This window comes from Candidatus Kaiserbacteria bacterium, assembly GCA_017134395.1.
GTDB lineage: Bacteria > Patescibacteriota > Minisyncoccia > Phycocordibacterales > UBA2100 > UBA2100.
In genome coordinates, this window is record CP070993.1 from 636,621 (window position 1) to 658,867 (window position 22,247).

Below are 22,247 nucleotides of genomic sequence, written 5' to 3' on the forward strand. Positions count from 1 at the left end.
GTGCGTGTTTTGTTGTTATACTTATAAGACATGACATTTGAACTACTCATTTTAGCGGTACTTGGGGTCATTGTTGGAAGTTTCTTGAATGTATTTATTCTACGATTGAATACCGGACGTTCAAATTCAGGCCGAAGTGGCTGCATGAGTTGTGGAGCCCAACTTACATGGAAAGAATTAATTCCACTTTTCTCTTACGCAGCACAAAGTGGACGTTGTCGATCGTGCGGCAGCAGTATCTCTCATCAATACTGGATGGTAGAACTCTCCACTGCAGTATTATTCGTATTAGTTGGAATACAACATGTTGGTTTATTTGAGGGAGCTACATTATTATTCGTAGTTAGTTTGCTTGTAATCATCGCGGCATACGATTTTCGCCACACCATAATTCCTAATAAAATCGTCTATATTTTTCTTGCAGTAACTTTCGCAACGAACATCCCGCTGTGGGGAACATTTGGATTCTCTGAACTTGCGACTCATTTCTTTTTTGTTCTTGTAAGTGGCGCAATTGTAGCTTTCCCGTTATTTATTTTGTGGGCTGTCTCAAGTGGAAGGTGGATGGGATTTGGTGACGTTAAATTAGTCATTGGATTTGGATTTGCATTGGGAGCGTATCAGGGATTAATGGCGGTACTTCTGGGATTTATAGTAGGAGCAGTGATTGGGCTGTTACTTCTCTCTATACCAAAAGTTATGAAATACACACCGTTGAGACCGTTGGCTACTCGTTTTACAATGAGTAGCGAGGTCCCATTTGCACCATTTTTAATAGCTGGATTCTTTCTCGTGCTATTTTTCAATATTGATGTATTTATGTTAACTGAGCTCTTTTATGGTTTCATTGTATAAGAAAAAACAAAACACTTTTCTTGCACAGGCAGGTTTTACTGTCATTGAACTTATTGTTGTAGTTGGCATTTTGGGAGTCATTTCTTCTATAACGCTCACGAGCTACTCCAAATTTGGTGGGCAAATACTATTGCGTAACTTAGCGTACGACGTAGCACTATCAATTCGACAAGCTCAAGTGTACGGAATATCCGCACGAAGTTTCTTGGGTGCACAATTTGCCTCGGGGCACGGTGTCTATTTTGATTTTGCTGAAGGTAGTAATAAGTTCTTTTTATATACTGATACAGATGGCAACAACTTCTATACCTCGGCTGGCACTGAATGGGTTGAGACATTTTCTATAGGGCGAGGACACTCAATTGATAGACTCTGTGTCCCAAGTGGTCCTTCATCAGAGAACTGTGCAATTACTTCGATGGATATTTTATTTAAGCGTCCTGAGCCGGATGCTATTATCCGCGCGTCAGTAGGAGGTAGCTTTACACAATATGATAGAGCACGAATTGTCCTTGATTCACCACAGGGCAACAAGCTCAGTGTGCTCATAGAGTCAACTGGTCAAATTTCTATACAACGATATGCAGAATAAACATACAGAAAAAAGAAAAAAGAAATCTTTACAGGCAGGATTTACCTTGGTTGAGATGATGGTCGCAATGTCTCTGTTTGCAGTTGTTATGACAGTGAGTACAGGCGCATTACTATCCATGGTGGACGCAAACAGAAAAGCGCAGGCATTACAATCTGTAATGAATAACTTAAACGTAGCACTCGACGGTATGGTGCGTGGTATCCGTATGGGCGGAACATATCATTGCGGCGACATTCTAGAGACAAACAAAACCGTATTAAGTACACGAACAGACTGTGTAGCTGGAGGTAACCTACTTTCGTTTGAAGCATTTGGTAATTCACCAATCGATATAACTGATCAGTGGGTGTATTGGTTTGAGAATGGGCGACTGTACAAAAGTGTTGATGCGCGAAATACTGCGTTACCTATTACTGCCCCAGAAATACAAATTGACTCATTTCAAGTTTTTGTTACCGGTGCACAGGGCACACTTAATCTTGATGGTGATATCGTTCAACCGAAGGTCGTGATTTCTATTCAAGGAACTGCAGGAGCAGAAGGGAATACCGCCGGTGTTATAGGTACTAGTGACAAAATTCGAACGACATTTAATATCCAAGCAGTAGCCTCACAAAGACTCTTAGATTTGTAATATGGCAAAAACTCATGTACATAAAAGAGGTTTTACTCTAATCGAAACACTGGTTGCTATTAGTGTGTTAGTTGTTGCAGTGACTGGACCGCTGACGCTTGCTTCACAAAGTTTGTTTGCCGCAGTGTATGCGAAAGATCAAACGACCGCATTCTATTTGGCACAAGAAGCAATCGAAATGGTTCGCAATAAACGTGACAACAATCTACTCGCTTTCCTTGGAGGAACGGATGTTGATTGGCTCTTGAATATTCCAGTTGACACAAGCTTTCAAGTAGATATACCTAATGACACAATAGTTGCCTGCGGTACAGAGTGCTTATCTACCAAACTTAAACATGATGGGATTTTTTATAACACACAATTAGGTGAATCTACTCGGTTTGGTAGAAGTGTTTCAGTTATTAAGGATCCTACACTAGAAGACGAAGCAGTTGTGACTGTTGTAGTACAGTGGCAAACCGGAGCATTTCAAGAACGCACTATTTCGGTACAAGAGAGGATTTATAATTGGGTTCCTAACGGTAATGAGGCAAGTGGAACTACTCCAGTGCCACCACCTCAGTGTTCTGATGGAATAGATAACGATGGTGACGGGGCGATTGACCTTGCAGACGTTGGCTGTACCGATGCCAATGATATACAAGAATTTAATGTTGATTTAGGCGATGGTGGTACGACTGTCATTTGTACTGAATTGTATCGACAAGGATTGCTTGACGATGTTATTTACGAAGCCGACGCAGCTTTTGGTGCGACGCTTTCACAAACAACGCTGCGAGGATACCACGCATGGGCAGTGCCGGTAGTTACTCTCATGCAGAAGTCAGAACAAGTGACACGTATCGTTGCTGTCATTGCAAAACCATGGACTGTAGAAATGGCTCACCAAATGGGAGTTCTTGACGAAGGAAGTATAATAGGAAAAGCCATGATGATAGTTGGTGTTCCAGTATCATGGACAATTGGTGCTGTTGTAACTATTACAAGTGCATTAGTTGAAGCAATTTCACAATCAATCTCTGATATTTCAAAATAGTATGAGTTACTTCAACACACAACAAAGAGGATTTACGTTGATATTAGCAGCACTTGTGGCGTCACTTCTTACCTCGCTTGGTTTGGCGATGTTTTCCATCGCAAAGAAAGAAATCATACTTTCTTCTCTCGGACGTGATTCTCAGCTTGCTTTTTATGCAGCAGACACAGGTGCTGAGTGTGCGCTCTATTGGAATTTTAGGCATGGTGCCTTTGCAACGTCTACTGTTTTTTCGTCACCCGGTATTACGCCGACATGTGCAGGTAACGTGTTGCAAGATTTTCCCACTCCGTATGAGCCAGGTATCCCTGATGGAGTAAGTGGGTTAGGTGGAAACAATTACTCAACCTTTTGGTTTGAGCCAGAAGGACGATGTGTGTACGTTACAGTTACGAAAAGAACAACTCATCCACATACGGTAGTAGAGTCTCTGGGATACAGTACTCCGTGTAGTGAACCAGATCATCCGCGTCGTCTCGAGAGAGCCGTACGGTCTACTTTTTAGGTGTTTCATGAAAGGGACGTTATTGGTGTATCGCTCGAGAGGTATATAGTACAATACCCAGATGGCGACAAGACCAACTAAAGAATTGAAACAACGTGCGCTACAGCTACGAGAAGTAATCCGTCATCACAACTATCTCTATAATGTGCTCGACACTCCTGAGATTTCTGACGAAGCCTATGACACACTGTTACGCGAACTTATTACTATAGAAGAAGAATATCCAGAACTCTCTACTAATGATAGCCCCACACAAAGAGTGGGGGCTGTGATTCGTAAAGGATTTACAAAAGTGGAACATAAAGTACCACAATGGTCTTTTGATAACGTATTTTCAGCAGAGGAACTGAAGCAATGGCACGAGCGCGTATTACGTCATATGGAACGCTCAAGTATTAAAGATGAACCACTTACCTATACTGTTGAACACAAAATTGATGGACTGAAGGTTATATTGGAATACAAAAAGGGGGAGTTTGTACGAGGTGCAACTCGAGGAGATGGAACTGTGGGCGAAGATATAACCGACAACCTCCGTACCATAAAGAGTATTCCACTTGTCTTGCCAGAACCAATTGATCTTATCGTAGGGGGAGAAGCATGGCTGTCACATAAGGAGTTTGAAAGAATAAACAAAGAGAGAACGAAATTGGAAGAGGAGCCATTTGCGAACCCTCGTAATGCTGCGGCTGGTTCGCTTCGTCAGCTTAATTCAGCGGTGACAGCAAAGAGGAACCTCGATACCTTCATGTATGATATATATGATATTGATATACGAGAAACGTCACTCGAGGAGCCGGCTACCCAAGGGGAGGAGCTCGAGCTCTTAAAAGAACTTCATTTTAAAGTAAATCCGTATTGGAAAACTGTAGATACAATTGATGAAGCCATAGCAGATTACAATTATTGGCTTAAAAGACGTGACGGAGAGGCATACGAAATGGATGGAACTATTGTCGCAGTTGATAATATCAAGCTACAAGAAAAGCTTGGCTATACTGCAAAAGCACCTCGCTATGCTATCGCTTTTAAGTTTCCTGCTGAACAAGTAACGACGATAGTTGAAGACATTGTCCTGCAAGTTGGTCGTACGGGAGTTTTGACGCCAGTCGCACATTTACGGCCGGTGCGAGTTGCCGGTTCAGTAGTGAGCCGTGCAACACTCCATAATGAAGACGAGATAGCGCGTTTAGATGTTCGTGTCGGTGACACGGTGATATTGCAAAAAGCTGGAGATGTTATTCCCGATATAGTCAGTGTTCTTACTGATTTGCGGACAGGTAAAGAAAAGAAATACGTGTTTCCTAAAAAAGTTGCGGCCTGTGGCGGCAATGGTTCTATTGAGCGCGTAGCAGGAAGTGCGGCATGGCGCTGTGTTTCTAAAGACTCATTTAGTCAGCAATCTAGAATACTTGCACATTTCACTTCAAAAAAAGCACTTGATATAGACGGACTCGGATCATCAATAGTAGAGGCTCTTTTGCGGGCAGGATTAGTAAGTACGTTTGATGACTTTTTTACTCTTGAAAAAGGGGACATTCTTGAACTCGAAGGATTTGCTGAAATAAGTGCTGATAATCTCCTTGCTGCAATAGAAGAATCTAAGAGTGTATCACTGCAAAGGCTGCTTGTGGGTCTTTCTATTGGGCAAGTAGGAGAAGAAACAGCGAGAGATTTGGCACAGAATTTTACGCTCAAAAAACTACGGACTGCTACCGAAGACGACCTCGTTGCTCTAGAGGGTATTGGCGAAATAGTTGCTGCGTCTATTGTGAAGTGGTTTGCTGATGAACAAAATAGCGCGATGCTCGACCGACTTTTGGAACACATCACTATTAAGAAAGCTGCCAAGAAGAATAGAGGGGTATTAACAGGAAAAGTTTTTGTTTTAACAGGGTCTCTTGAAAATTTCACGCGAGATGAAGCAAGTGAGAGAATACGAGCAGCTGGTGGAAACGTTTCAAGCACCGTGTCGTCAAAAACAGATTATGTAGTGGCAGGTGAGGCTACGGGAAGTAAGTATAAAAAGGCAATTGAGTTAGGTATTCCAGTGCTAAATGAAGATGAATTTGCTAGTATGGTGCAACATGGTAGAAGTTGATATAGCAAAACTTGCAAATCTTACGCGACTAGCGATAAGTGATAATGAGATTAATGAGTTGGAGCGCGAGATACCAGAAATCTTAGCGTTTGTTGAGCAAATTAGTGAAGCCGGAGGGGAGATAACAAAAGAAACTGGCGATCACTATAACGTTATGAGGGAAGACGAAAATCCACATGAAACAGGTGTGCACACGAAAAAAATGGTAGATGCTATGCCGGACTCGAAAGACGGCTATTTACGTGTCCGAAAAATAATTGCTCAAGACTAATGGCTGATATGGAATTGCAAAATATTACAATACAAAAAGCACGAGCCCTCCTTGATGGTGGAGACATTACTGCTGTAGAACTTGCGCAGGCATACCTAGGGCGTGCTCAAGAGAAAAATGAAGAACTCAATGCGTATTTAGAGATTTTTGATGATGTTCTAGAGCAGGCGCAACGAGCTGACAAAATAATTAAGGATGGTAGTGCAACTGCATTGACGGGTATTCCTATTGCGATTAAAGACAATATTCTTATTGAGGGACGTATTGCAAGTGGCGCATCTAAAATTTTAGAAAACTATGTTGCAAGCTACGATGCACACGTTATTGAAAAGCTAAAAGCGGAAGGTGCAGTATTTATAGGGCGAACAAACATGGATGAGTTTGCTATGGGTGGTTCTACAGAAAACTCTGCGTATGGCCCTACAAAGAATCCGCATGACCCTACGCGGGTTCCTGGAGGTTCATCTGGTGGATCAGCTGTGACTGTTGCTGCAGACATGGCGATTGCCTCACTCGGGACTGATACAGGTGGTTCTATTCGTCAGCCTGCCGCATTGTGCGGATTAGTAGGCTTTAAACCAACCTATGGTGCAGTATCACGCTACGGTGCGATGGCTATGGGCTCATCACTAGATCAAATTGGATCTTTTGGTAAAACTGTTGCAGACGCCGAATTACTCTTTGCGAGTATACGAGGAGAGGATAACCGTGATTCCACCTCACTTCCTGAGGCTTCTTTTGTCGATGCTCAAGCTCCAAAGAAAATTGGTGTACCACGACAATTTTTTGCTGAGGGTGTAGACAAAGATGTTATCGAAACATTTGAAGCGTCTCTTGATAAGTTACGGAAAGAAGGATATGAAATCGTAGATATAGAATTGCCAACAAGTAAATATGCGCTAGCGGTCTATTACATTGTTATGCCAGCTGAGGTATCTACCAATCTTGCTCGGTACGATGGCATACGGTATGGAGTCCAAAAACAAGGAAAAGACTTACTAGATGATTATATGCAAACACGAAGAGAAGGGTTTGGAGCAGAGTCTCGTCGTCGTATACTGCTTGGCGCCTTTGTGCTTTCGTCTGGGTATGCAGATGCATATTACCGAAAGGCAATAGCGGTTAGAAATCAAATAAAGAGAGAGTTCGATGAGGCATTTAAAGATGTTGCTATTATTGCAACACCAACATCACCTACACCTGCATTTAGGATTGGAGAGAAAGTAAATGATCCACTTGCTATGTATGCAGAAGATATGTTTACCGTTACTGCAAATCTTGCAGGAGTCCCTGCTATTTCTGTACCAATGGGTGAAGTAGAACGTGACGGAGTGCAGCTACCAATAGGAATACAATTTATTGCTAATCGTGGTGCTGATAGCTCACTGTTTACAATAGGTAAAGATTTTGAAGGTATAATACAAGAGTAACTATGCCGCGGACAAATAACATTACGCCACCGAGCTTTGACGATTTCACTGAAGGAGCGCAAACTTTCACTGAAGTCCAAGATGCATCGCTTAACACAAGCGATGCTATTCAAAGTGTTATTTTTGATAGTTCATGGGGAGGCCTTTTTACTTTCTCACTTATAGTTTCGCTCATAATGGGGATAGGAATTGTGTATGCAATGCTTCGCATTCGACAAATCCGTAAAGCAGAAGCACGCTATTATGCACAGCAACCCCTTTCTACTATCGGACAACGTATATTTGGTGTTGAGAATATACATGCTGAGGAATCCGACATATACGTTACGAGGTGGAATTCAATTACGAGGCATGTGAATTCGGAAAATGATAACGATTGGCGCCAGGCTATTTTAGAGGCAGACGTATTGTTAGATACAATGATTACTAATCTTGGGTATATCGGGGAAGGCTTAGGAGAGAAGATGAAACAGGTCAAACGAAGTGATTTAAATAGTATTGATGATGCGTGGGAAGCGCACAAAATACGAAATCGTGTAGCACACGAGGGGAGTAATTTTGAGATTACTCATCGAGAAGCAAAACGCGTTATTGGCTTGTACGAGAAAGTATTTACAGAACTAGGGCACATTAAGCGCTAACTTGGTCGGTAACTTCTTCTGTGGTATAGTGCTCCGCAGCGGGGTGGAGAAGAAGTATCTCGCGGGGCTCATAACCCCGAGCCGTCGGTGCAATTCCGGCCCCCGCAACCACGAAAAGTACATTGCGGAGCAATGTACCTCGTGGCACGCAAGTGTCCACGATACAAAAACCCCGAGTAGGGGTTTTTGTAGTTTGAGTGGTCGGGCGGTGGGTTGCGGTGCAACTCACTTTGCGCGACTATAGAGAAATGTTCTACGTGTATCTAATCGAACATAGCGACGATGGTATGTGGTACATCGGTTATACGAAAGATCTGCGCAGAAGAATCGCTGAGCATGTAGAAAAGCGAGGAGGAAAAACAACCCAAAATAAGAAAGGTTCATGGGAGTTAATTTATTACGAAGCCTATAAGAACAAGCAAGATGCTATAGGGCGTGAAAAGTTTCTGAAGGGTGGTTCAGGAAGAGTATATCTACGAAAGCAACTCGCACACCATACGAAGAAGAAGCAAGGCGGAAACAAATACCTGGAATAACACGATTCTTGCACGTGCTGATTGAAAGAAAGCGAATAAATTGGTATTCTTCCCAAATCGTTAGCTCAGTTTCTGCCAGGGGCGGACCAGCTTCAGGCTGGGGTTAGACTGTGCTGCCAGGGACGCATGCAATAGTCTCTTGGTAAGGTCGGCGTAACAATTCATAATCAGTAGTATGTCGGGGTAGCTCAGTTGGTTAGAGCGTAGGACTCATAAACCTAAGGTCGGCAGTTCAAATCTGCCTCCCGACACTAGATGTAGTAAAAACCGATACGAAAGTGTCGGTTTTTTTACTACTCTTGTCGAGGGCAGAATTGAAAGACGGAGCTGGTATACAAGACGACTGAAAGGAGTGCTTGTCACCACAAGAGTACTTCAATTTTTATATTCGCTAGCACTCTTTAAAAATTTGGTCGCGGCGAGTCCGGGCAGGAGCCACTTAACGATCCGCCGGCTGGCGGAGAGCTTAGTGAGCTGACGCCAAATCTGCCTCCCGACACTAGAGGAAAAAGAAAACAGGTACCATTGGTACCTGTTTTCTTTTTCTAACACAAACGACGGAAGAGAGAGTTGAGTTGCCTACCACGAGTTGTAAGACGGTGTAGAACAAAATAACCGTCGTCTTCTTTGCTCACAATGTCGGCTGCGTGCATTTTTTGTAAGTGTGCTGCTGCTGACGTGTAGCTTATGTTTAATTTCTCAGCTATGAGTTCAACATCGAGATCGTTTTGTCGAGCAAGTAGACTAATAATAGCTATACGTTTCTTGTTCGCGGCACCTTTCATTATGATTTCAAGGGTTTGAATAGTTCGTACGTGCATATCTTTTATTATAGCATTACATGTAATGCTATAATAAAAGATATGCACACTTGTGCACACATTTGTGTTGCCTACGCGTGCAAATATTTTTTACACGGTATACTTTAAGCAGGTCGAGTACATTACAACTCCACAACCATTATTTTATGGCAACAAAAAAAACTGCAAAAAGAAAAACAGCTGCAAAGCGAAAGCCAGCAGCAAAGAAGAAGGTAGTTCGTAAGGCTGTTAAAAAGAAGCCAGCAGCAAAACGAAAGCCAGCAGCAAAGAAGAAAGTGGTGAAGCGAAAGCCAGCCGCAAAGAAAAAGGTTGCAAAGCGAAAGCCTGCAGCAAAAAAGAAAGTAGTGAAGCGAAAGCCAGCTGCTAAGAAAAAAACTGCAAAGCGAAAGCGATAAGCAGTGTACTCAAAACAAAAAGCGCCCCAACGGGGCGTTTTTTGTGTATTGTTAGCGCGACGTTATAGAGAGCACTTGAATTATGTTTGAGGAATTAGGTAATGTAGCTTTGCGTAATCTCACTATAGAAAAGAAAAGCCGCCTACCCGAAAGGTAGGCGGCTGTGTCCAGAAAGGTCAAACTTTAGATCTTCAAACTTTCTAGTCTTCAACGGTTTCGATGAGATCGGCATTCTCGAGTATGATACTCATATCGTCTGGCGATACTTCGACGCCGTTGCACAAGTCAGGTGCGTTATCTGGGAAGATCCAGTTAATGTCTGATCGCATTTTTTGCATCGCATCGCGAGAGCGCTGATGTAGTGAGCCACAGCAGTTACCGACTACTACGACCACGTGGCCCGCAGGCCAACGTTTGTCAATGAATTGAGTATGACTTATCTCACTTTTGTGACGATTCGTTGCGCAGTCAGAGAAGAGGATGATGTCGGGACGCTTCTTCCAGCGAATCACGACACCCTTCTCGAAGGTTTTTTGTGCATGCTCCAGAACTGAGTCCGGAAGCCATATGCGCGGAATACTCATTTGCTGCTCCTTCGGTTGAGATTAATAAGAGGTTCAATTCTAAGTGGATAATGAAATATTTTTCTTCACAAGTCAAGTTTTGGTTCACTCTAAAACAAAAGAGTCTGATACTAAACGAATCAGACTCTGTTGTTTTATTGCGCGAACGAAGGGACTTGAACCCTCAACCTCCCGCGTGACAGGCGGGTGCTCTAACCAATTGAGCTACGTCCGCAATAGAGGCTATTCTAGCAGGATATTTGAATATTTCCACTAAACCAGCCGTTTTAGTATGTCTTGGGCAGCTACCCATGCTGTCGTCCAGCAAAGCTGCAGTGAAAACCCTCCAGATGGCCGGTTTATGTGTAGTATGTCACCAAGAAGGTAGAGGTTAGGAAACTTTCGTGAAGTCATGTTAGAGAAGTCTACCTCTTCAAGTGCTACGCCACCGTCTGCAATAACTGCCCTGTCGAGTCCCATAGTTCCGGCAATCATAAATCCAAGTGACTGCATTGTTTTCACAAGCTTTTTCCGATCTTCTTTCGATATCGAGTGTACACTCACTTCGCCGAGCGCTGGATTAGCTAAAAAGATAACCGCATGAGCTAAACTTTTTTGAAGTAATTCAGGAAGCACGTTACGGAGTTTCTTATTTTTATTTTTATCAAAGAGTTTCACTACACGTTTATCAAGGTCACCCTCGTTTGTGTCAGGGAAGAGATTAATTTCTGCGTGCACAGGTCCTTTTTCTAAGAGCTTACTTACTTCGTGAGATGTGTTAAGTACGAGGGGGCCAGAGATGCCAAAGTGGGTGAACAGTATTTTTCCTTTCTTTTTTATTTTAGTCTTGCCGTTTTGGCTGAATCGGATTTCCATAAACGAACACGATGTACCTGAGAGTTTGTGCACCCATTTCTCGTTTACCTTGAGAGGTACGATATTAGGGTTTGAATCTGCAACGGTATGTTCTATTTCACGCAGCATACGGAAGCCATCACCGTTTGAACCAGTTTCGGGCGCCGCCGCACCACCAACTGCCAACACAACGTAGGGTGCTTTGTACGCTTTGCCATCCTTTGTAATAACACCAGTTACGATACCGTCTTCGTGCGTAATTGAGCGAATAGGTGTACCGGTAAATATCCGCGTGTTTGGATTATCGATTCCTTTTTTGAATACGTCTACTACGTCAGATGCTTTTTGAGATTTTGGAAATACTCGTTTACGTGCTTCCACTACAAGCGGAAGTCCTCGTTTTTCAAAAAAGGTAAATGTTTCTTTAACTGAGAACTGTGAGAAAGGGGAGAAGAGGAATTTACTAGACTCTGGAAAGTTTTTTAGAAACTCGCGTACGTCAAGCTCGGCATTCGTTATGTTACAGCGTCCACCACCACTTATAGAAAGCTTTTTCCCGAGTTCTTTATTTTTCTCGAGAATTAATACTTGCTTACCTTTGGCAGCAATAATACCAGCACACATCATTCCTGATGCGCCTCCTCCTACGACTATTACGTCTGCGTCTTTCTCTGTCATTTGACAAGTATCCACATATATTGCGTTTGGTCAAACTGTTTAGTAAACGAATTCCCAGCAAAGTCATGCGTGGTACTATAGAAATATGAACCTCACATCATTTTTGAACGATATTATTGCATTGATAATGAATACGTTTGCTTTGTTTTTGCAGTTTCTTATTTCACTATTTACACTTTTTATAACGTTCATTAGCGGACTTTTGGGTCTTATAACATAGGATATGAAGTTTTTTAATTTTACACGTCATCAATGGATTATATTTCTTTTCTCACTTTTGTATGTCGCAGGGTTTACAACCTATTACATCGCGAGCGCTAACTACGAATTTCTCTGGTATGTGGGCGTGATGCTTATCTTTTTTGTGCTGCTAGTAGCTACATTACCTGCTTCTCGATTTTCACCACTTATTTTATGGGGGCTTTCGCTTTGGGGTCTAGCACATATGGCAGGGGGGAGTATTCCTGTGGGCGACACGGTGCTCTACGGCGTCCAGCTCATTAGTGTGTTTACCGATGGAGAACTAACGCTTGTTAAATATGACCAAGTAGTACATGCTTTTGGGTTTGCGGTTGCGACACTTGTTGCGCATCACTTACTTGCACCACGATGGAAAGAAGATGCTTCAAAAGCACTAGGCTATGCGCTTGCAGCAGGTGTCGGTATGGGGCTCGGTGCGTTAAATGAGATTGTAGAATTTATTGCTGTTCTTTCATTTCCGGAAACGGGTGTGGGAGGTTACTTTAATACAGGCCTTGATCTGCTGGCAAACATGATAGGAGTTCTTCTTGCTGTTGGATTCCTTGCGTACAGAGATAGAAACAAATAATTTGCGCTCATAGTCAAACATTGTAAGATACAGCAGCGTATGTATGGACGTACGTACGTGCATACGTATGTATGCCGGGATAGCTCAGTTGGTAGAGCGCACCCATGGTAAGGGTGAGGTCACGGGTTCGAATCCCGTTCCTGGCTCCCGTAGACAATAGCCGTTAATAAGCCACCTTAGCTCAGTTGGTAGAGCGACGCACTCGTAACGCGTAGGTCCGCAGTTCGATTCTGCGAGGTGGCTCATGTTAATACATATAAAAGATATTGTTGCATTAGGTATTCATGGTTGTTTAAGTCGTGAAAAAAAGAAGGGTCAGCGTTTTCGTGTGTCTATTTCTTTCGCGTTGGTAACACCGTCAGTGAATGACGAATTAGATGAAACAGTGGATTGGAAAGAAGTACGTGATGTCATCATTCATAGCATTGAAAATGAAAGTTTTTCTCTTGTTGAAACATTAGCGACTCATATAGCGCAAACTGTTCAGTTGCTAGATACAAACATCAAAGATATAACCGTACATGTAGAAAAACTAGATGCGTGGGACAATGGAGTACCAAGTGTTACAGTTAAAGGGTGATACTCTTTGTATCTTGACGCTTGTCGTCAGCCCATATAGTCTAGACAATAGAGTTCATTTAGAATGAGGAGCTGCAAATGATTCTTATTCATCTCTATGTATACTCATTCAGCGAAAAAGGTGTCGACAGTTTTGAAGGCATGGCTAATCTTTATAAGGTCGTTGATCAGTTTTCAGTTCAATGCGACGAAAAAAAGGAAAATATTCGTATAGATTGGACGCTCAAGATTACACATCCTGTGAGTAAGGAAAGCATGCTACTCGACATTTTTGATGTAGAAAGAACAGACGACGGGTGGAATTGTGCTGTGATACCTACACATGAGGCGTGTCAGGAGTACTCATTACACTGATGTGTCGTCTAAGTAAGTAGAGGGACGCGCAAGCGTCCCTCTCTTTATATTTGTATACTAATAGGTAAATGACAGAAAATAAAAACAGTAGTCGTATAGCAGAAATAGAAAGCCTTATGAATGAGGCAACTTTTTGGAACGATTCTGTAAAAGCGCAAGACCTCATTAAAGAATTGCAAGAATTGAAAGATGAAACAGAAGGTGTAGGCAAGTACGATAGAGGTGCTGCGATTGTCAGCATCCTCTCGGGTGCCGGCGGCGACGATGCCGAAGATTTTTCTGCCATGCTCTTTACGATGTACAGAAAGTTTATTGAGAACAAGGGGTGGAGTGCGACTATACTAGATGAAAACGTAAGTGACGCAGGGTACCGTAGTGTGTCGTTTGAAGTGACTGGTAAGAATGTGTATGGAACATTAAAGAATGAATCAGGAGTACACCGGCTCGTTCGTATTAGTCCATTTAATGCACAAGGTAAAAGACAAACAAGCTTCTCACTTGTTGAAGTTGTTCCGAAGCTTCCTGAAATAGAAGCTATCGCACTACCGCCGAGCGATCTTGATATACGTTTTGCGCGCGCCGGTGGTGCAGGAGGTCAAAATGTAAACAAGGTAGAAACAGCAGTTCGTATTACGCATATCCCCACAGGTATTGCCGTGAAGTGTACTGCCGAGCGAAGCCAGGAGCGTAACCGCGAAAAAGCACTCGAGATACTACGAGGCAAGCTCTATAAAAAACAAGAAGAGGACAGGGAGAAAGAAGAAAAAGGGTTGGCAGTCTCACCTCATGTGAAGATAGAGTGGGGAAGCCAGATACGTTCATATGTATTGCACCCGTATAAAAAAGTTAAAGACCACCGTACTGACGTAGAGACATCAAATGTTGACGCTGTGCTCAATGGAGACCTTTCAGTTTTTATTGGTGGTTAGTAACCCAAAAAAGTTGGTCGCAACAACAGGTGCCTGTATAATAGTATCTGTATAATTCCAGATAAGAATATATGATTTATTTCGACAAAGTTACTAAATTTTACAATGGAGGTATAGCAGCACTAGACGATGTAACAATGACCATAGAACCGGGAGAGTTCGTTTCTATTGTTGGGCATTCAGGTGCGGGTAAATCAACCCTTCTTAAGATGATTTTCGCCGAAGAGATTCCTTCTGAGGGAACTGTGTATTTTGAATCAAACAACATTGCGTACTTTGGTAAGAGCGACCTTAACAAACTACGAAGAAAAATAGGGACGGTGTTTCAAGATTTTCGTTTGCTCCCTACAAAAACAGTATACGAAAACATAGCCTTTGCTATGGAAGCAGCAGGGCAGCGAAACGAAGATATTGCAGCCGATGTTCCACACGTACTTGATCTCGTAGATCTTTCAGAAAAGATGGATAGTTTTCCACGAGAGCTTTCAGGTGGTGAACAGCAGCGAGTGGCGATTGCACGAGCTATTGTAAACCAGCCAGATGTGGTTGTTGCCGATGAACCCACAGGAAACTTAGACCCCATAAGTACGTACGAAATCGTCCAGATTCTTAAGAAAATTAACGATCTCGGTACAACTATCATTCTTACCACACACAACAAGGGTGTGATTGATTCATTAGGAAAGCGCGTTATTACCATGGATGAGGGCCGTGTTGTTCGGGACGATAAAAGCGGGCACTACGAGTTATAGTATAATTGTTAAAATGGCTTTTTGGATAAACATAAAAAGAGTATCGCGAGCAGGCTTCATTGGCTTTTTGCGTAATGGATTTGTTTCACTGACTACAGTGTTGATTATGGCGATTGTTCTTTTTGTTATGGGTGCACTGATGATGGGTAGTGCCGCGCTCGACTCGACGCTCGTGCAATTACAAGAAAAGGTAGACATAAACGTATACTTCCTTACCAATGCACCTGAGAGTGACATTCTTGCGCTTCGTGATCTGGTGAGCGAATTGCCAGAAGTAGCAAACGTCGAATACGTAAGTCGGGACGAAGCACTTGCTCAGTTCCGCGAACGACATAAAGACGACCAGTTAACACTGCAAGCACTCGATGAGCTCGACGAGAATCCGCTCGGGGCTTCACTTGCAATTAGGGCAAAGGAAACAAGCCAATACGAAGGCATTGCGGGGTTCTTAGAAAACGAAACTGCAGTTGGCGGGGGCGCTCAGATAATAGAGAAAATTAACTATTTCCAGAACAAAGCAGCTATTAATAAATTAACAAATATTATTGATGCTTCGGAGCGTTTCGGGCTCATCGTGACTATTTTCCTTATTGCCGTTTCGGCTTTGATTGTTTTTAACACTATTCGTCTCGCTATCTTCACAACGAAAGAAGAAATAGGTGTTATGCAGCTCGTGGGTGCTTCCGACTGGTACGTACAGGGTCCATTTATCATTGAAGGGTCCTTGTATGGGTTTGCTGGGGCACTGTTGGCTCTGTTAGCCCTCTATCCTGTTTCATTGTCGCTTGGTCCGGCGTCACAAGCATTTCTAGGGTCTTTCAATGTACTTTCGTATTATGCAAACAACATTGGCTGGCTTTTCTTCGTCCTTGTTGCAACAGGGGTAGGACTCGGTGCTCTGTCGAGCTTTATAGCGGTCCGAAGGTATTTACGTTTAACAAATTAACAATTAACTTGCAAAGTTAGGCACATTAGCTAGACTTCACAACAATTTAGTGCGCATGGCAAAAAAAGGACACAAATACATATTTGTTATCGGTGGAGTAATGTCAGGAGTTGGCAAAGGTATCGCAACCGCTTCAATCGGAAACATCCTCCAAGCAAATGGATATAAGGTCAACCTCGTAAAAGTTGACCCTTATTTAAATGTAGACGCGGGAACCATGAATCCAACCGAGCATGGTGAAGCATTTGTGCTTCGTTCAGGTCTTGAGACAGACCAAGACATGGGAAACTATGAACGATTCTTAAATCGGGATCTTCCTGAAGCAAACTATGTAACAAGCGGTATGGTGTATCGCAATGTTATCGAGCGAGAACGTAATCTCGAATACGATGGAAATTGTGTAGAAGCTATTCCGCATATTCGTAACGAAATTGTTGAGCGGTTTGAAAAAGCAGCGAGCATCAATGGTTCAGAAATTAGTGTTATTGAAATTGGCGGAACAGTAGGAGACTACCAAAACATTATGTTTATTGAAGCCGCTCGTGTTATGAAATCGCGTAATCCAGACGATGTCCTTTCCATAATGGTTTCGTACTTACCAATTCCATCGAAAGTAGGTGAAATGAAAACAAAACCAACACAAAATGCTATTCGACAGCTCAATTCTTATGGAGTACAACCTGACTTTGTTATTGGGCGTTCCGAAGAAGTTATTGATGAGCGACGAAAAGGAAAAATTGCCGAACAATGTAATGTTCGTCCAGAGCATGTTATTTCAGCACCAGACATTGAAAGTATTTACGATGTACCACTTAATTTTGAGAGAGACAACCTTTCAGGACTGATTCTCTCTGCACTGAAACTGAAGAAGAAAAATAAGGTAGCAGATTTGAAAGATTGGAAAGCATTCGTAAAAAAAGTGCACAATCCAAAAAAGGAGGTGAACATTGCAGTCGTGGGAAAGTATTTCGATACCGGTGACTTCGTGCTCTCTGATGCGTATATTTCGGTTATTGAAGCGATTAAGTTCTCTGCCTTCTCACTTGGAGCAAAACCTACGCTGACATGGATTTCTTCACATGACTTTGAAAATGGTAAACGAAAAGTAAGTGAACTAAAAAACTATGACGGTGTTATCGTTCCGGGTGGTTTTGGTAAAACAGGTATCGCTGGAAAATTAAAGGCAATCAAGTACATTCGTGAAAACAAAATTCCATACTTTGGATTGTGTTACGGGATGCAGCTTGCTGTCGTTGAATACGCCATAAATGTCCTTGGGTTGAAAGATGCGGCTACTCGCGAAATGAACAAAGACGCAACACATCTTGTTATCGATATTATGGAAGAGCAAAAAGCGAAGCTTAAAAACAAAGACTACGGTGGAACTATGCGACTTGGTGTGTACCCAGCACAGCTTAAAAAAGGAACTATAGCGCGTGCTGCGTACGGTAAAGAGGTAGTAGAAGAACGTCACCGTCACCGATACGAAGTCAATCCAGAATATGTCGAGCAACTAGAAGACGCAGGGCTCGTGTTCTCAGGTACGTCACCCGACAAGAAGCTTATGGAGATTATTGAGCTTCCGAAGGCAGAACATCCGTTTTTTCTTGGAACACAGTTTCACCCTGAACTTCAAGCACGACCGTTGGTACCAAGTCCATTGTTTACAGAGTTTGTACGGGCTTGTTTGAAAAAACAGTAATTATTTAGAAACGTATACACATACACTATGTTTGAAATTTTCTTACGAACAAAGAAGCGGCAATCATACTTACCAGAATTTGTGTACGGTAGTATGGATGGTCTTGTGACCACCTTTGCTATTGTTACGGGGTCTGTTGGTGCGTCGCTTCCAGCCGGTATCATTCTCATTATGGGATTTGCGAATGTATTTGCTGATGCATTTTCAATGGGGGCGTCTAGCTATTTGGCTGCGGTTTCAGAAGATCCAGAGCATCGAAAGATGCACGAAAAGCATCCGGTGCGTAAAGCGGTGGTGACGTTTCTCTCTTTCGTCATCATTGGTCTTATTCCACTATTGCCATTCGTAGTTGCTTATATCATTCCGGAGTTCGCTGGCAAGGCTATACAAGTATCTGTGATAACAACAATGATAGCATTTGGTGTTATCGGATATATTTCTGGTGCAGTACTTAATGAAAACAAGTTTGTAACAACGATCCGTAACTTTACCATTGGTGGTGCAGCCGCAGCTATTTCGTTTGGAGTAGGGTATGCACTGGTGAACCTCTTCGGTATCTAGCAAGATAACACAATCTCAACCGGGTTGTGGTCTGAGTGTTTGAATTTTAAATCGAGAGTATTTACACACTCAACTGTAATGTCTGGCGAACAAATAAACCCATCCACTGTTGCTGTCGTAGATTTTCCTTCCACGTAAGGGCGGTTTGCAGCACGAAGTGTTGGTATATCGGTAGGAAAATGTGCAGTCCAGCCATTTTTTAGGAGGTGATACGGAAAGTCGTGGTTGTATTTCTCGTATTGTATTTCGTCTTTCTCGAAGAAGTTTATTTTCCCAGCGTGTAGGTTCCAGTCGGCACCAGCAATGACCGAATGACCGTCTTTAGCCAGTTTTTTTATATACGTCATCAGGTCTAGGAATTGCGACATGCGAAGTACACCGTGTTCATCAAACGATGAAAGGTGCGTGTTCACAAACGCAATAGTTTTTCCGTCTTGTGTTTCTACGAATGTAGTCAGTGCGAAATCGAGGCGTGGAATTATCTTGTAGTAATATTCACTTACTTTAAACGGACGAATTTGTTTCTTGAATACATTAAAAGAGTCTTTCACAAACGTACCCATCCCGTGTTCATTTTTTAGGAAATCAAAGAAGAGTGGAAGTTGAAAGTTAGAAACACGAGACGAAGTATGATTTGGCAGTGTTTCGTATACTGCTTTACGAATGTTGTTCCATCGGTTTAAAAGGCTGCCTGCTGAAAGTTCTTGAAGGAGGTATACATCTGCCTGTGTTTTGGTGAGTATTCTTTTAATACCAGCGATATTTTCTTTCACAGCTTCATCAGAAGAGGGAATAAACTTACGCCCACCTTCAAACGAAATGTCGGCTTCGGCTCCCATCGCACCGTAGCCAAGATTCCACGTTAGTACTTTTAGTTTTTTCACCTTGGAATCATAGCAGGTGTCTCATTGAGAGACTAGTAAATTTATGTATGATAGGGGTATTGTCGGATTGCTCGCCTGTGCGAATGGTCTTATGGCAGTAAACATTTGTCGGATCGTCTAATGGTAGGACGACTGGTTCTGGTCCAGTTAATCTAGGTTCGAGTCCTAGTCCGACAGCAGACTTGAATTAGTAGCATCTAATTCACCAGAATACCCTTGTTTTAACTGGGGTATTTTAGGTTCGAGCGTAGCATTTAGCGACACAGACAAATCATACGTACTTCGTATACCAGAAAGCGGAGAAGGTACGGAAACATTGAGTTTTTTGTCTTTTAGTGTGAGGTTCGAGCCGAGAATGGAAAGTACCTCGCGTTTGGTGTTATTGTCACCATTCTTAAACTTTTCACGTGCGTTTTGGGCAAAGTTGAGATAGTTATTAGCAACGCCAACCCAGTCAATTGCACGTTCATGTAGTCCTTCCACATTCTTACGCACAACTCGCAACTCTTTCTCCACTTGTGCTCGTGTCTTGAGCAACTGTTCAGAAGTGATTTCATCACTTGCTCGCATCATCACAAGGTTGTCCAACTTGTTTAGCAACTCAGTCTCTCTTTTTCTATTTTGTTGAGTTATGTGGTCCTGCTCGTGTATTTCATTACGGTGTATATATTTCAGAGCTTCGACTGCCCATGCATAAAATTCAGTAGGTATTGATACTTTCTTTATGGACTCAGATATTTGATTTTCCAACACAGATTCCTCGATGTATCTTTGCGAACATACTCCCTTCTTCTTGGTACAGCGGTAATAGGTCTTGTCGATGATGCTAGGTCTCTCCATTTCAGATACGTCTATGTGGCAGGCAGGGCATTCGGTTTGAGTACGAATTGAGAACTTCTTTTTGCATTGAGTACATATAGCTTGCAACTTACGTTCTGCGGTCACTGCACAACCACACTCACCACAGGATAAAGAAGATCGGAAGGGGAAGTCATACTTATTAACCTTTGTCGGGCGCCCATGCTTGCCCAGAAGCGTCTGTACGCGGTTGAACTCATCTTCTGTAATCAGTGCTTCGTGCTTGCCAAAGAAACGTTCCTTGTAACCTTCTTCACCATTCCAATCAAATACGCCAAAGTAAAATGGGTGAGTGAAAGTATTGTAAAAGGTATTTACTGAATAGGGCTTTCCACTTCTATTCCTTAGCCCCAACGAATCAGCCTCTCTTTTGATATCAGGTATAGAGTATGAACCTGTAAGCATCTTCTTCCAGAGAGATTTTACTATTTTGAAACGTTCTGCGTCCTTCTCTATCTCTTGGTCGCCCATGTTGTAGTCTTTTTTGTGTTTGTACCCCATGGGCAGGACTGACGCAGGATACCAACCACGCTTCGCCTTGTTCCGTTGACTTCGCTTCACGTCCACACTCAAGTCGTTCACGTATTGGGTAGACATACCAAGCTCAACCGCCATCATCAATACGTTGTCCCAAGGATTGTATTCCCGTGAGTAAGTTTGTAGGTGTTGTATAGTTCCTTCTTGGAGCATCCAACTGATTTGTCCGCCATCTACAGGGTTACGTGCAAGTCGGTTAATCTTCCAACACAAGATACCGTTTGCCTCTCCTTTTTGGATACGTCCAAGCATTTTGTTGAACTCAGGTCGTCCGCTAGGTGTTTTTGCGGATTTGGATTCGGTGATGGTTTCTATTACATTCAAATCCAAGTTCTCAGCTAGACGCATCATTTCAGAAGTTTGGTCTTCAATTGAAGCCATTTGCTTGTCCTCACTGTCGGTAGACTTTCGAACGTACAGTATGTATTTGAGATCTTTCTGTTTTGGGGAGGTCATCATTTAAGTATAACTAATTAAGACGGCAGTTTATTTAAAATTTAAGGGGATGTTGTTGATTAGAGCAACGACTCGTATCAACTTCAAGCCCTCTTCAAGTGCCTGTTCGTATGTAATGTTTTGGTCAAAGTGCTGTTTGTGTAGTTCTTGAAATTCAAGTATCTGTTCTTCTTCTAACATTGTTTTTGCTTTATAAAAAATTCGAAACCTTACTGCGTATTCTTGTATAAAATTTCGTCTGTGAGAGTCGATTGTGCTTCCTTGCATTATGTCTCGACTTTCTCTTTTAAATCCTTCTGAGAGGATAAATGACTCTCGGATGTGTTGTCTTCACGCCTATTAGAAAGTTCATGGAGAAAGCGAACTATCTGGTTTGCTTCTTCCTTTGGATAATCCTCTATATCAACCAGTTTGTAAAACCAATCCCGTATTGCTCTACGCGAGAATCCTTGGTATTTAGTTGCTTTGGCAAAGCAAGTATAGCTACTCCACCCAAGATTGTTTCTGTCGTTCTGCTCTTCGATTATTAGAAATTTCCTCTTTATTGATCGCATGTTTTGAATTCCTTGCTAATTAAATTGGCTAATAGCTGAGACATAGTGGTACCAGATTGTGCTGCCTCGACTTTTAAAAGTTGGTGACACTCCACTGGTATACGCACTTGTTTGGTTAGTCGTTCTTTCATGTATAGATTCCTTATTTGGTAAATTTGTCGACCTTTATATCCCGCTCCCTTGTATATATTCCTCTCTTCCCTTCACTCCTACCTCCTGAATGGTCATCCCCCCGTAAGAATCTCGTCTTACTCATAGGTTGGTCGTAGGTTTCCACATGTGTGTCACTACTCTATTACTTCTTTCGAAGCATTCAGTATGGTTATCGCTCGGTTGAGCCGCTGTCTTTATATGCTCTTTTTGAGTCCGCATATAACACCAACGATG

Annotated in this window: 25 protein-coding genes and 6 tRNA genes; 24 read left to right on the plus strand and 7 right to left on the minus strand. The window is 42.5% G+C overall.

The window, feature by feature from the left end; translation table 11 throughout:
* The first annotated feature begins 30 nt into the window (after window positions 1–30).
* From JXR01_03420 to JXR01_03475, 12 genes are all read left to right on the plus strand, one after another.
* A complete protein-coding gene (locus tag JXR01_03420; protein QSH39324.1) occupies window positions 31–855 on the plus strand; it encodes a prepilin peptidase in 825 nt (274 codons plus the stop codon).
* The gene (locus JXR01_03425) at window positions 839–1,447 is read left to right on the plus strand and encodes a prepilin-type N-terminal cleavage/methylation domain-containing protein (protein ID QSH39325.1); all 609 of its coding nucleotides are present in this window, start codon (window positions 839–841) and stop codon (window positions 1,445–1,447) included. Before JXR01_03420 ends, JXR01_03425 begins: the two co-directional genes overlap by 17 nt.
* Entirely contained in the window at window positions 1,437–2,084 is a 648-nt protein-coding gene (locus JXR01_03430) for a type II secretion system protein (GenBank protein ID QSH39326.1), read from the plus strand. The genes JXR01_03425 and JXR01_03430 overlap by 11 nt, the downstream gene beginning before the upstream one ends.
* Window position 2,085: 1 nt before the next feature.
* A complete protein-coding gene (locus JXR01_03435; protein QSH39327.1) occupies window positions 2,086–3,123 on the plus strand; it encodes a type II secretion system protein in 1,038 nt (345 codons plus the stop codon).
* 1 nt (window position 3,124) lies between these two features.
* Complete coding sequence (locus JXR01_03440; GenBank protein QSH39328.1) at window positions 3,125–3,628, plus strand: hypothetical protein; 504 nt, start codon at window positions 3,125–3,127, stop codon at window positions 3,626–3,628.
* Between the two features lie 61 nt (window positions 3,629–3,689).
* Entirely contained in the window at window positions 3,690–5,729 is a 2,040-nt protein-coding gene (ligA, locus tag JXR01_03445) for an NAD-dependent DNA ligase LigA (protein QSH39329.1), read from the plus strand.
* The gene (gene gatC, locus JXR01_03450; GenBank protein ID QSH39330.1) at window positions 5,716–6,000 is read left to right on the plus strand and encodes an Asp-tRNA(Asn)/Glu-tRNA(Gln) amidotransferase subunit GatC; all 285 of its coding nucleotides are present in this window, start codon (window positions 5,716–5,718) and stop codon (window positions 5,998–6,000) included. The genes ligA and gatC overlap by 14 nt, the downstream gene beginning before the upstream one ends.
* Before the next feature lie 8 nt (window positions 6,001–6,008).
* On the plus strand, window positions 6,009–7,430 hold the full coding sequence (gene gatA, locus JXR01_03455) for an Asp-tRNA(Asn)/Glu-tRNA(Gln) amidotransferase subunit GatA (protein QSH39331.1): 1,422 nt from the start codon (window positions 6,009–6,011) through the stop codon (window positions 7,428–7,430).
* Window positions 7,431–7,432: 2 nt separating this feature from the next.
* Complete coding sequence (locus JXR01_03460) at window positions 7,433–8,071, plus strand: hypothetical protein (protein QSH39332.1); 639 nt, start codon at window positions 7,433–7,435, stop codon at window positions 8,069–8,071.
* 37 nt (window positions 8,072–8,108) lie between these two features.
* Window positions 8,109–8,182: transfer RNA gene (locus tag JXR01_03465), tRNA-Met, on the plus strand.
* Between the two features lie 176 nt (window positions 8,183–8,358).
* Entirely contained in the window at window positions 8,359–8,607 is a 249-nt protein-coding gene (locus JXR01_03470; protein QSH39333.1) for a GIY-YIG nuclease family protein, read from the plus strand.
* 177 nt (window positions 8,608–8,784) lie between these two features.
* Window positions 8,785–8,858, plus strand: a tRNA-Met gene (locus JXR01_03475).
* A 294-nt stretch (window positions 8,859–9,152) separates the two neighbouring features.
* Here the strand turns inward: JXR01_03475 and JXR01_03480 are convergent.
* Window positions 9,153–9,428: a winged helix-turn-helix transcriptional regulator gene (locus JXR01_03480; GenBank protein ID QSH39334.1), complete on the minus strand. Its 276-nt coding sequence runs from the start codon at window positions 9,426–9,428 to the stop codon at window positions 9,153–9,155.
* A gap of 146 nt (window positions 9,429–9,574) precedes the next feature.
* Here JXR01_03480 and JXR01_03485 point away from each other — a divergent pair, with 146 nt between their 5' ends.
* Window positions 9,575–9,823, plus strand: coding sequence for a hypothetical protein (locus tag JXR01_03485; GenBank protein QSH39335.1), 249 nt, complete (start codon window positions 9,575–9,577; stop codon window positions 9,821–9,823).
* Between the two features lie 200 nt (window positions 9,824–10,023).
* On the opposite strand, the gene JXR01_03490 is transcribed toward JXR01_03485, so the two are convergent.
* The 3 genes from JXR01_03490 to JXR01_03500 form a co-directional block, all read right to left on the minus strand.
* Complete coding sequence (locus JXR01_03490) at window positions 10,024–10,407, minus strand: hypothetical protein (GenBank protein QSH39336.1); 384 nt, start codon at window positions 10,405–10,407, stop codon at window positions 10,024–10,026.
* Between the two features lie 140 nt (window positions 10,408–10,547).
* Window positions 10,548–10,621: transfer RNA gene (locus tag JXR01_03495), tRNA-Asp, on the minus strand.
* Between the two features lie 38 nt (window positions 10,622–10,659).
* Entirely contained in the window at window positions 10,660–11,919 is a 1,260-nt protein-coding gene (locus tag JXR01_03500; GenBank protein QSH39337.1) for an NAD(P)/FAD-dependent oxidoreductase, read from the minus strand.
* 223 nt (window positions 11,920–12,142) lie between these two features.
* On the opposite strand from JXR01_03500, the gene JXR01_03505 reads away from it, so the two are divergent.
* The 10 genes from JXR01_03505 to JXR01_03550 all read left to right on the plus strand — a co-directional run bounded on the left by JXR01_03505 (window position 12,143) and on the right by JXR01_03550 (window position 18,571).
* Window positions 12,143–12,748, plus strand: a complete 606-nt coding sequence (locus tag JXR01_03505) for a DUF2238 domain-containing protein (protein ID QSH39338.1) — start codon at window positions 12,143–12,145, stop codon at window positions 12,746–12,748.
* A gap of 73 nt (window positions 12,749–12,821) precedes the next feature.
* Window positions 12,822–12,894 (plus strand) — tRNA-Thr (locus JXR01_03510).
* Between the two features lie 24 nt (window positions 12,895–12,918).
* Window positions 12,919–12,991: transfer RNA gene (locus JXR01_03515), tRNA-Thr, on the plus strand.
* Between the two features lies 1 nt (window position 12,992).
* Window positions 12,993–13,328, plus strand: a complete 336-nt coding sequence (locus JXR01_03520) for a dihydroneopterin aldolase (protein QSH39339.1) — start codon at window positions 12,993–12,995, stop codon at window positions 13,326–13,328.
* A gap of 77 nt (window positions 13,329–13,405) precedes the next feature.
* Window positions 13,406–13,681 carry a hypothetical protein gene (locus JXR01_03525; protein ID QSH39340.1) on the plus strand — a complete coding sequence of 92 codons (276 nt, stop codon included), beginning with the start codon at window positions 13,406–13,408 and terminating at the stop codon, window positions 13,679–13,681.
* Window positions 13,682–13,749: 68 nt separating this feature from the next.
* Window positions 13,750–14,610, plus strand: coding sequence for a PCRF domain-containing protein (locus tag JXR01_03530; GenBank protein QSH39341.1), 861 nt, complete (start codon window positions 13,750–13,752; stop codon window positions 14,608–14,610).
* A gap of 71 nt (window positions 14,611–14,681) precedes the next feature.
* Entirely contained in the window at window positions 14,682–15,362 is a 681-nt protein-coding gene (gene ftsE, locus JXR01_03535) for a cell division ATP-binding protein FtsE (protein QSH39342.1), read from the plus strand.
* A gap of 13 nt (window positions 15,363–15,375) precedes the next feature.
* A complete protein-coding gene (locus tag JXR01_03540; protein ID QSH39343.1) occupies window positions 15,376–16,308 on the plus strand; it encodes an ABC transporter permease in 933 nt (310 codons plus the stop codon).
* 55 nt (window positions 16,309–16,363) lie between these two features.
* On the plus strand, window positions 16,364–18,010 hold the full coding sequence (locus JXR01_03545) for a CTP synthase (protein ID QSH39344.1): 1,647 nt from the start codon (window positions 16,364–16,366) through the stop codon (window positions 18,008–18,010).
* 27 nt (window positions 18,011–18,037) lie between these two features.
* A complete protein-coding gene (locus JXR01_03550) occupies window positions 18,038–18,571 on the plus strand; it encodes a VIT1/CCC1 transporter family protein (protein QSH39345.1) in 534 nt (177 codons plus the stop codon).
* Here the strand turns inward: JXR01_03550 and JXR01_03555 are convergent.
* The gene (locus tag JXR01_03555) at window positions 18,568–19,455 is read right to left on the minus strand and encodes an endonuclease/exonuclease/phosphatase family protein (protein ID QSH39346.1); all 888 of its coding nucleotides are present in this window, start codon (window positions 19,453–19,455) and stop codon (window positions 18,568–18,570) included. The genes JXR01_03550 and JXR01_03555 overlap by 4 nt on opposite strands.
* Window positions 19,456–19,561: 106 nt before the next feature.
* Between JXR01_03555 and JXR01_03560 the strand changes: the two genes are divergently transcribed.
* Window positions 19,562–19,632 (plus strand) — tRNA-Gln (locus tag JXR01_03560).
* Here JXR01_03560 and JXR01_03565 read toward each other — a convergent pair.
* Both JXR01_03565 and JXR01_03570 read right to left on the minus strand, forming a co-directional pair.
* Entirely contained in the window at window positions 19,621–21,309 is a 1,689-nt protein-coding gene (locus tag JXR01_03565; GenBank protein ID QSH39347.1) for a recombinase family protein, read from the minus strand. The genes JXR01_03560 and JXR01_03565 overlap by 12 nt on opposite strands.
* A 27-nt stretch (window positions 21,310–21,336) precedes the next feature.
* Complete coding sequence (locus JXR01_03570) at window positions 21,337–21,486, minus strand: hypothetical protein (GenBank protein QSH39348.1); 150 nt, start codon at window positions 21,484–21,486, stop codon at window positions 21,337–21,339.
* Window positions 21,487–22,247 lie beyond the last annotated feature (761 nt).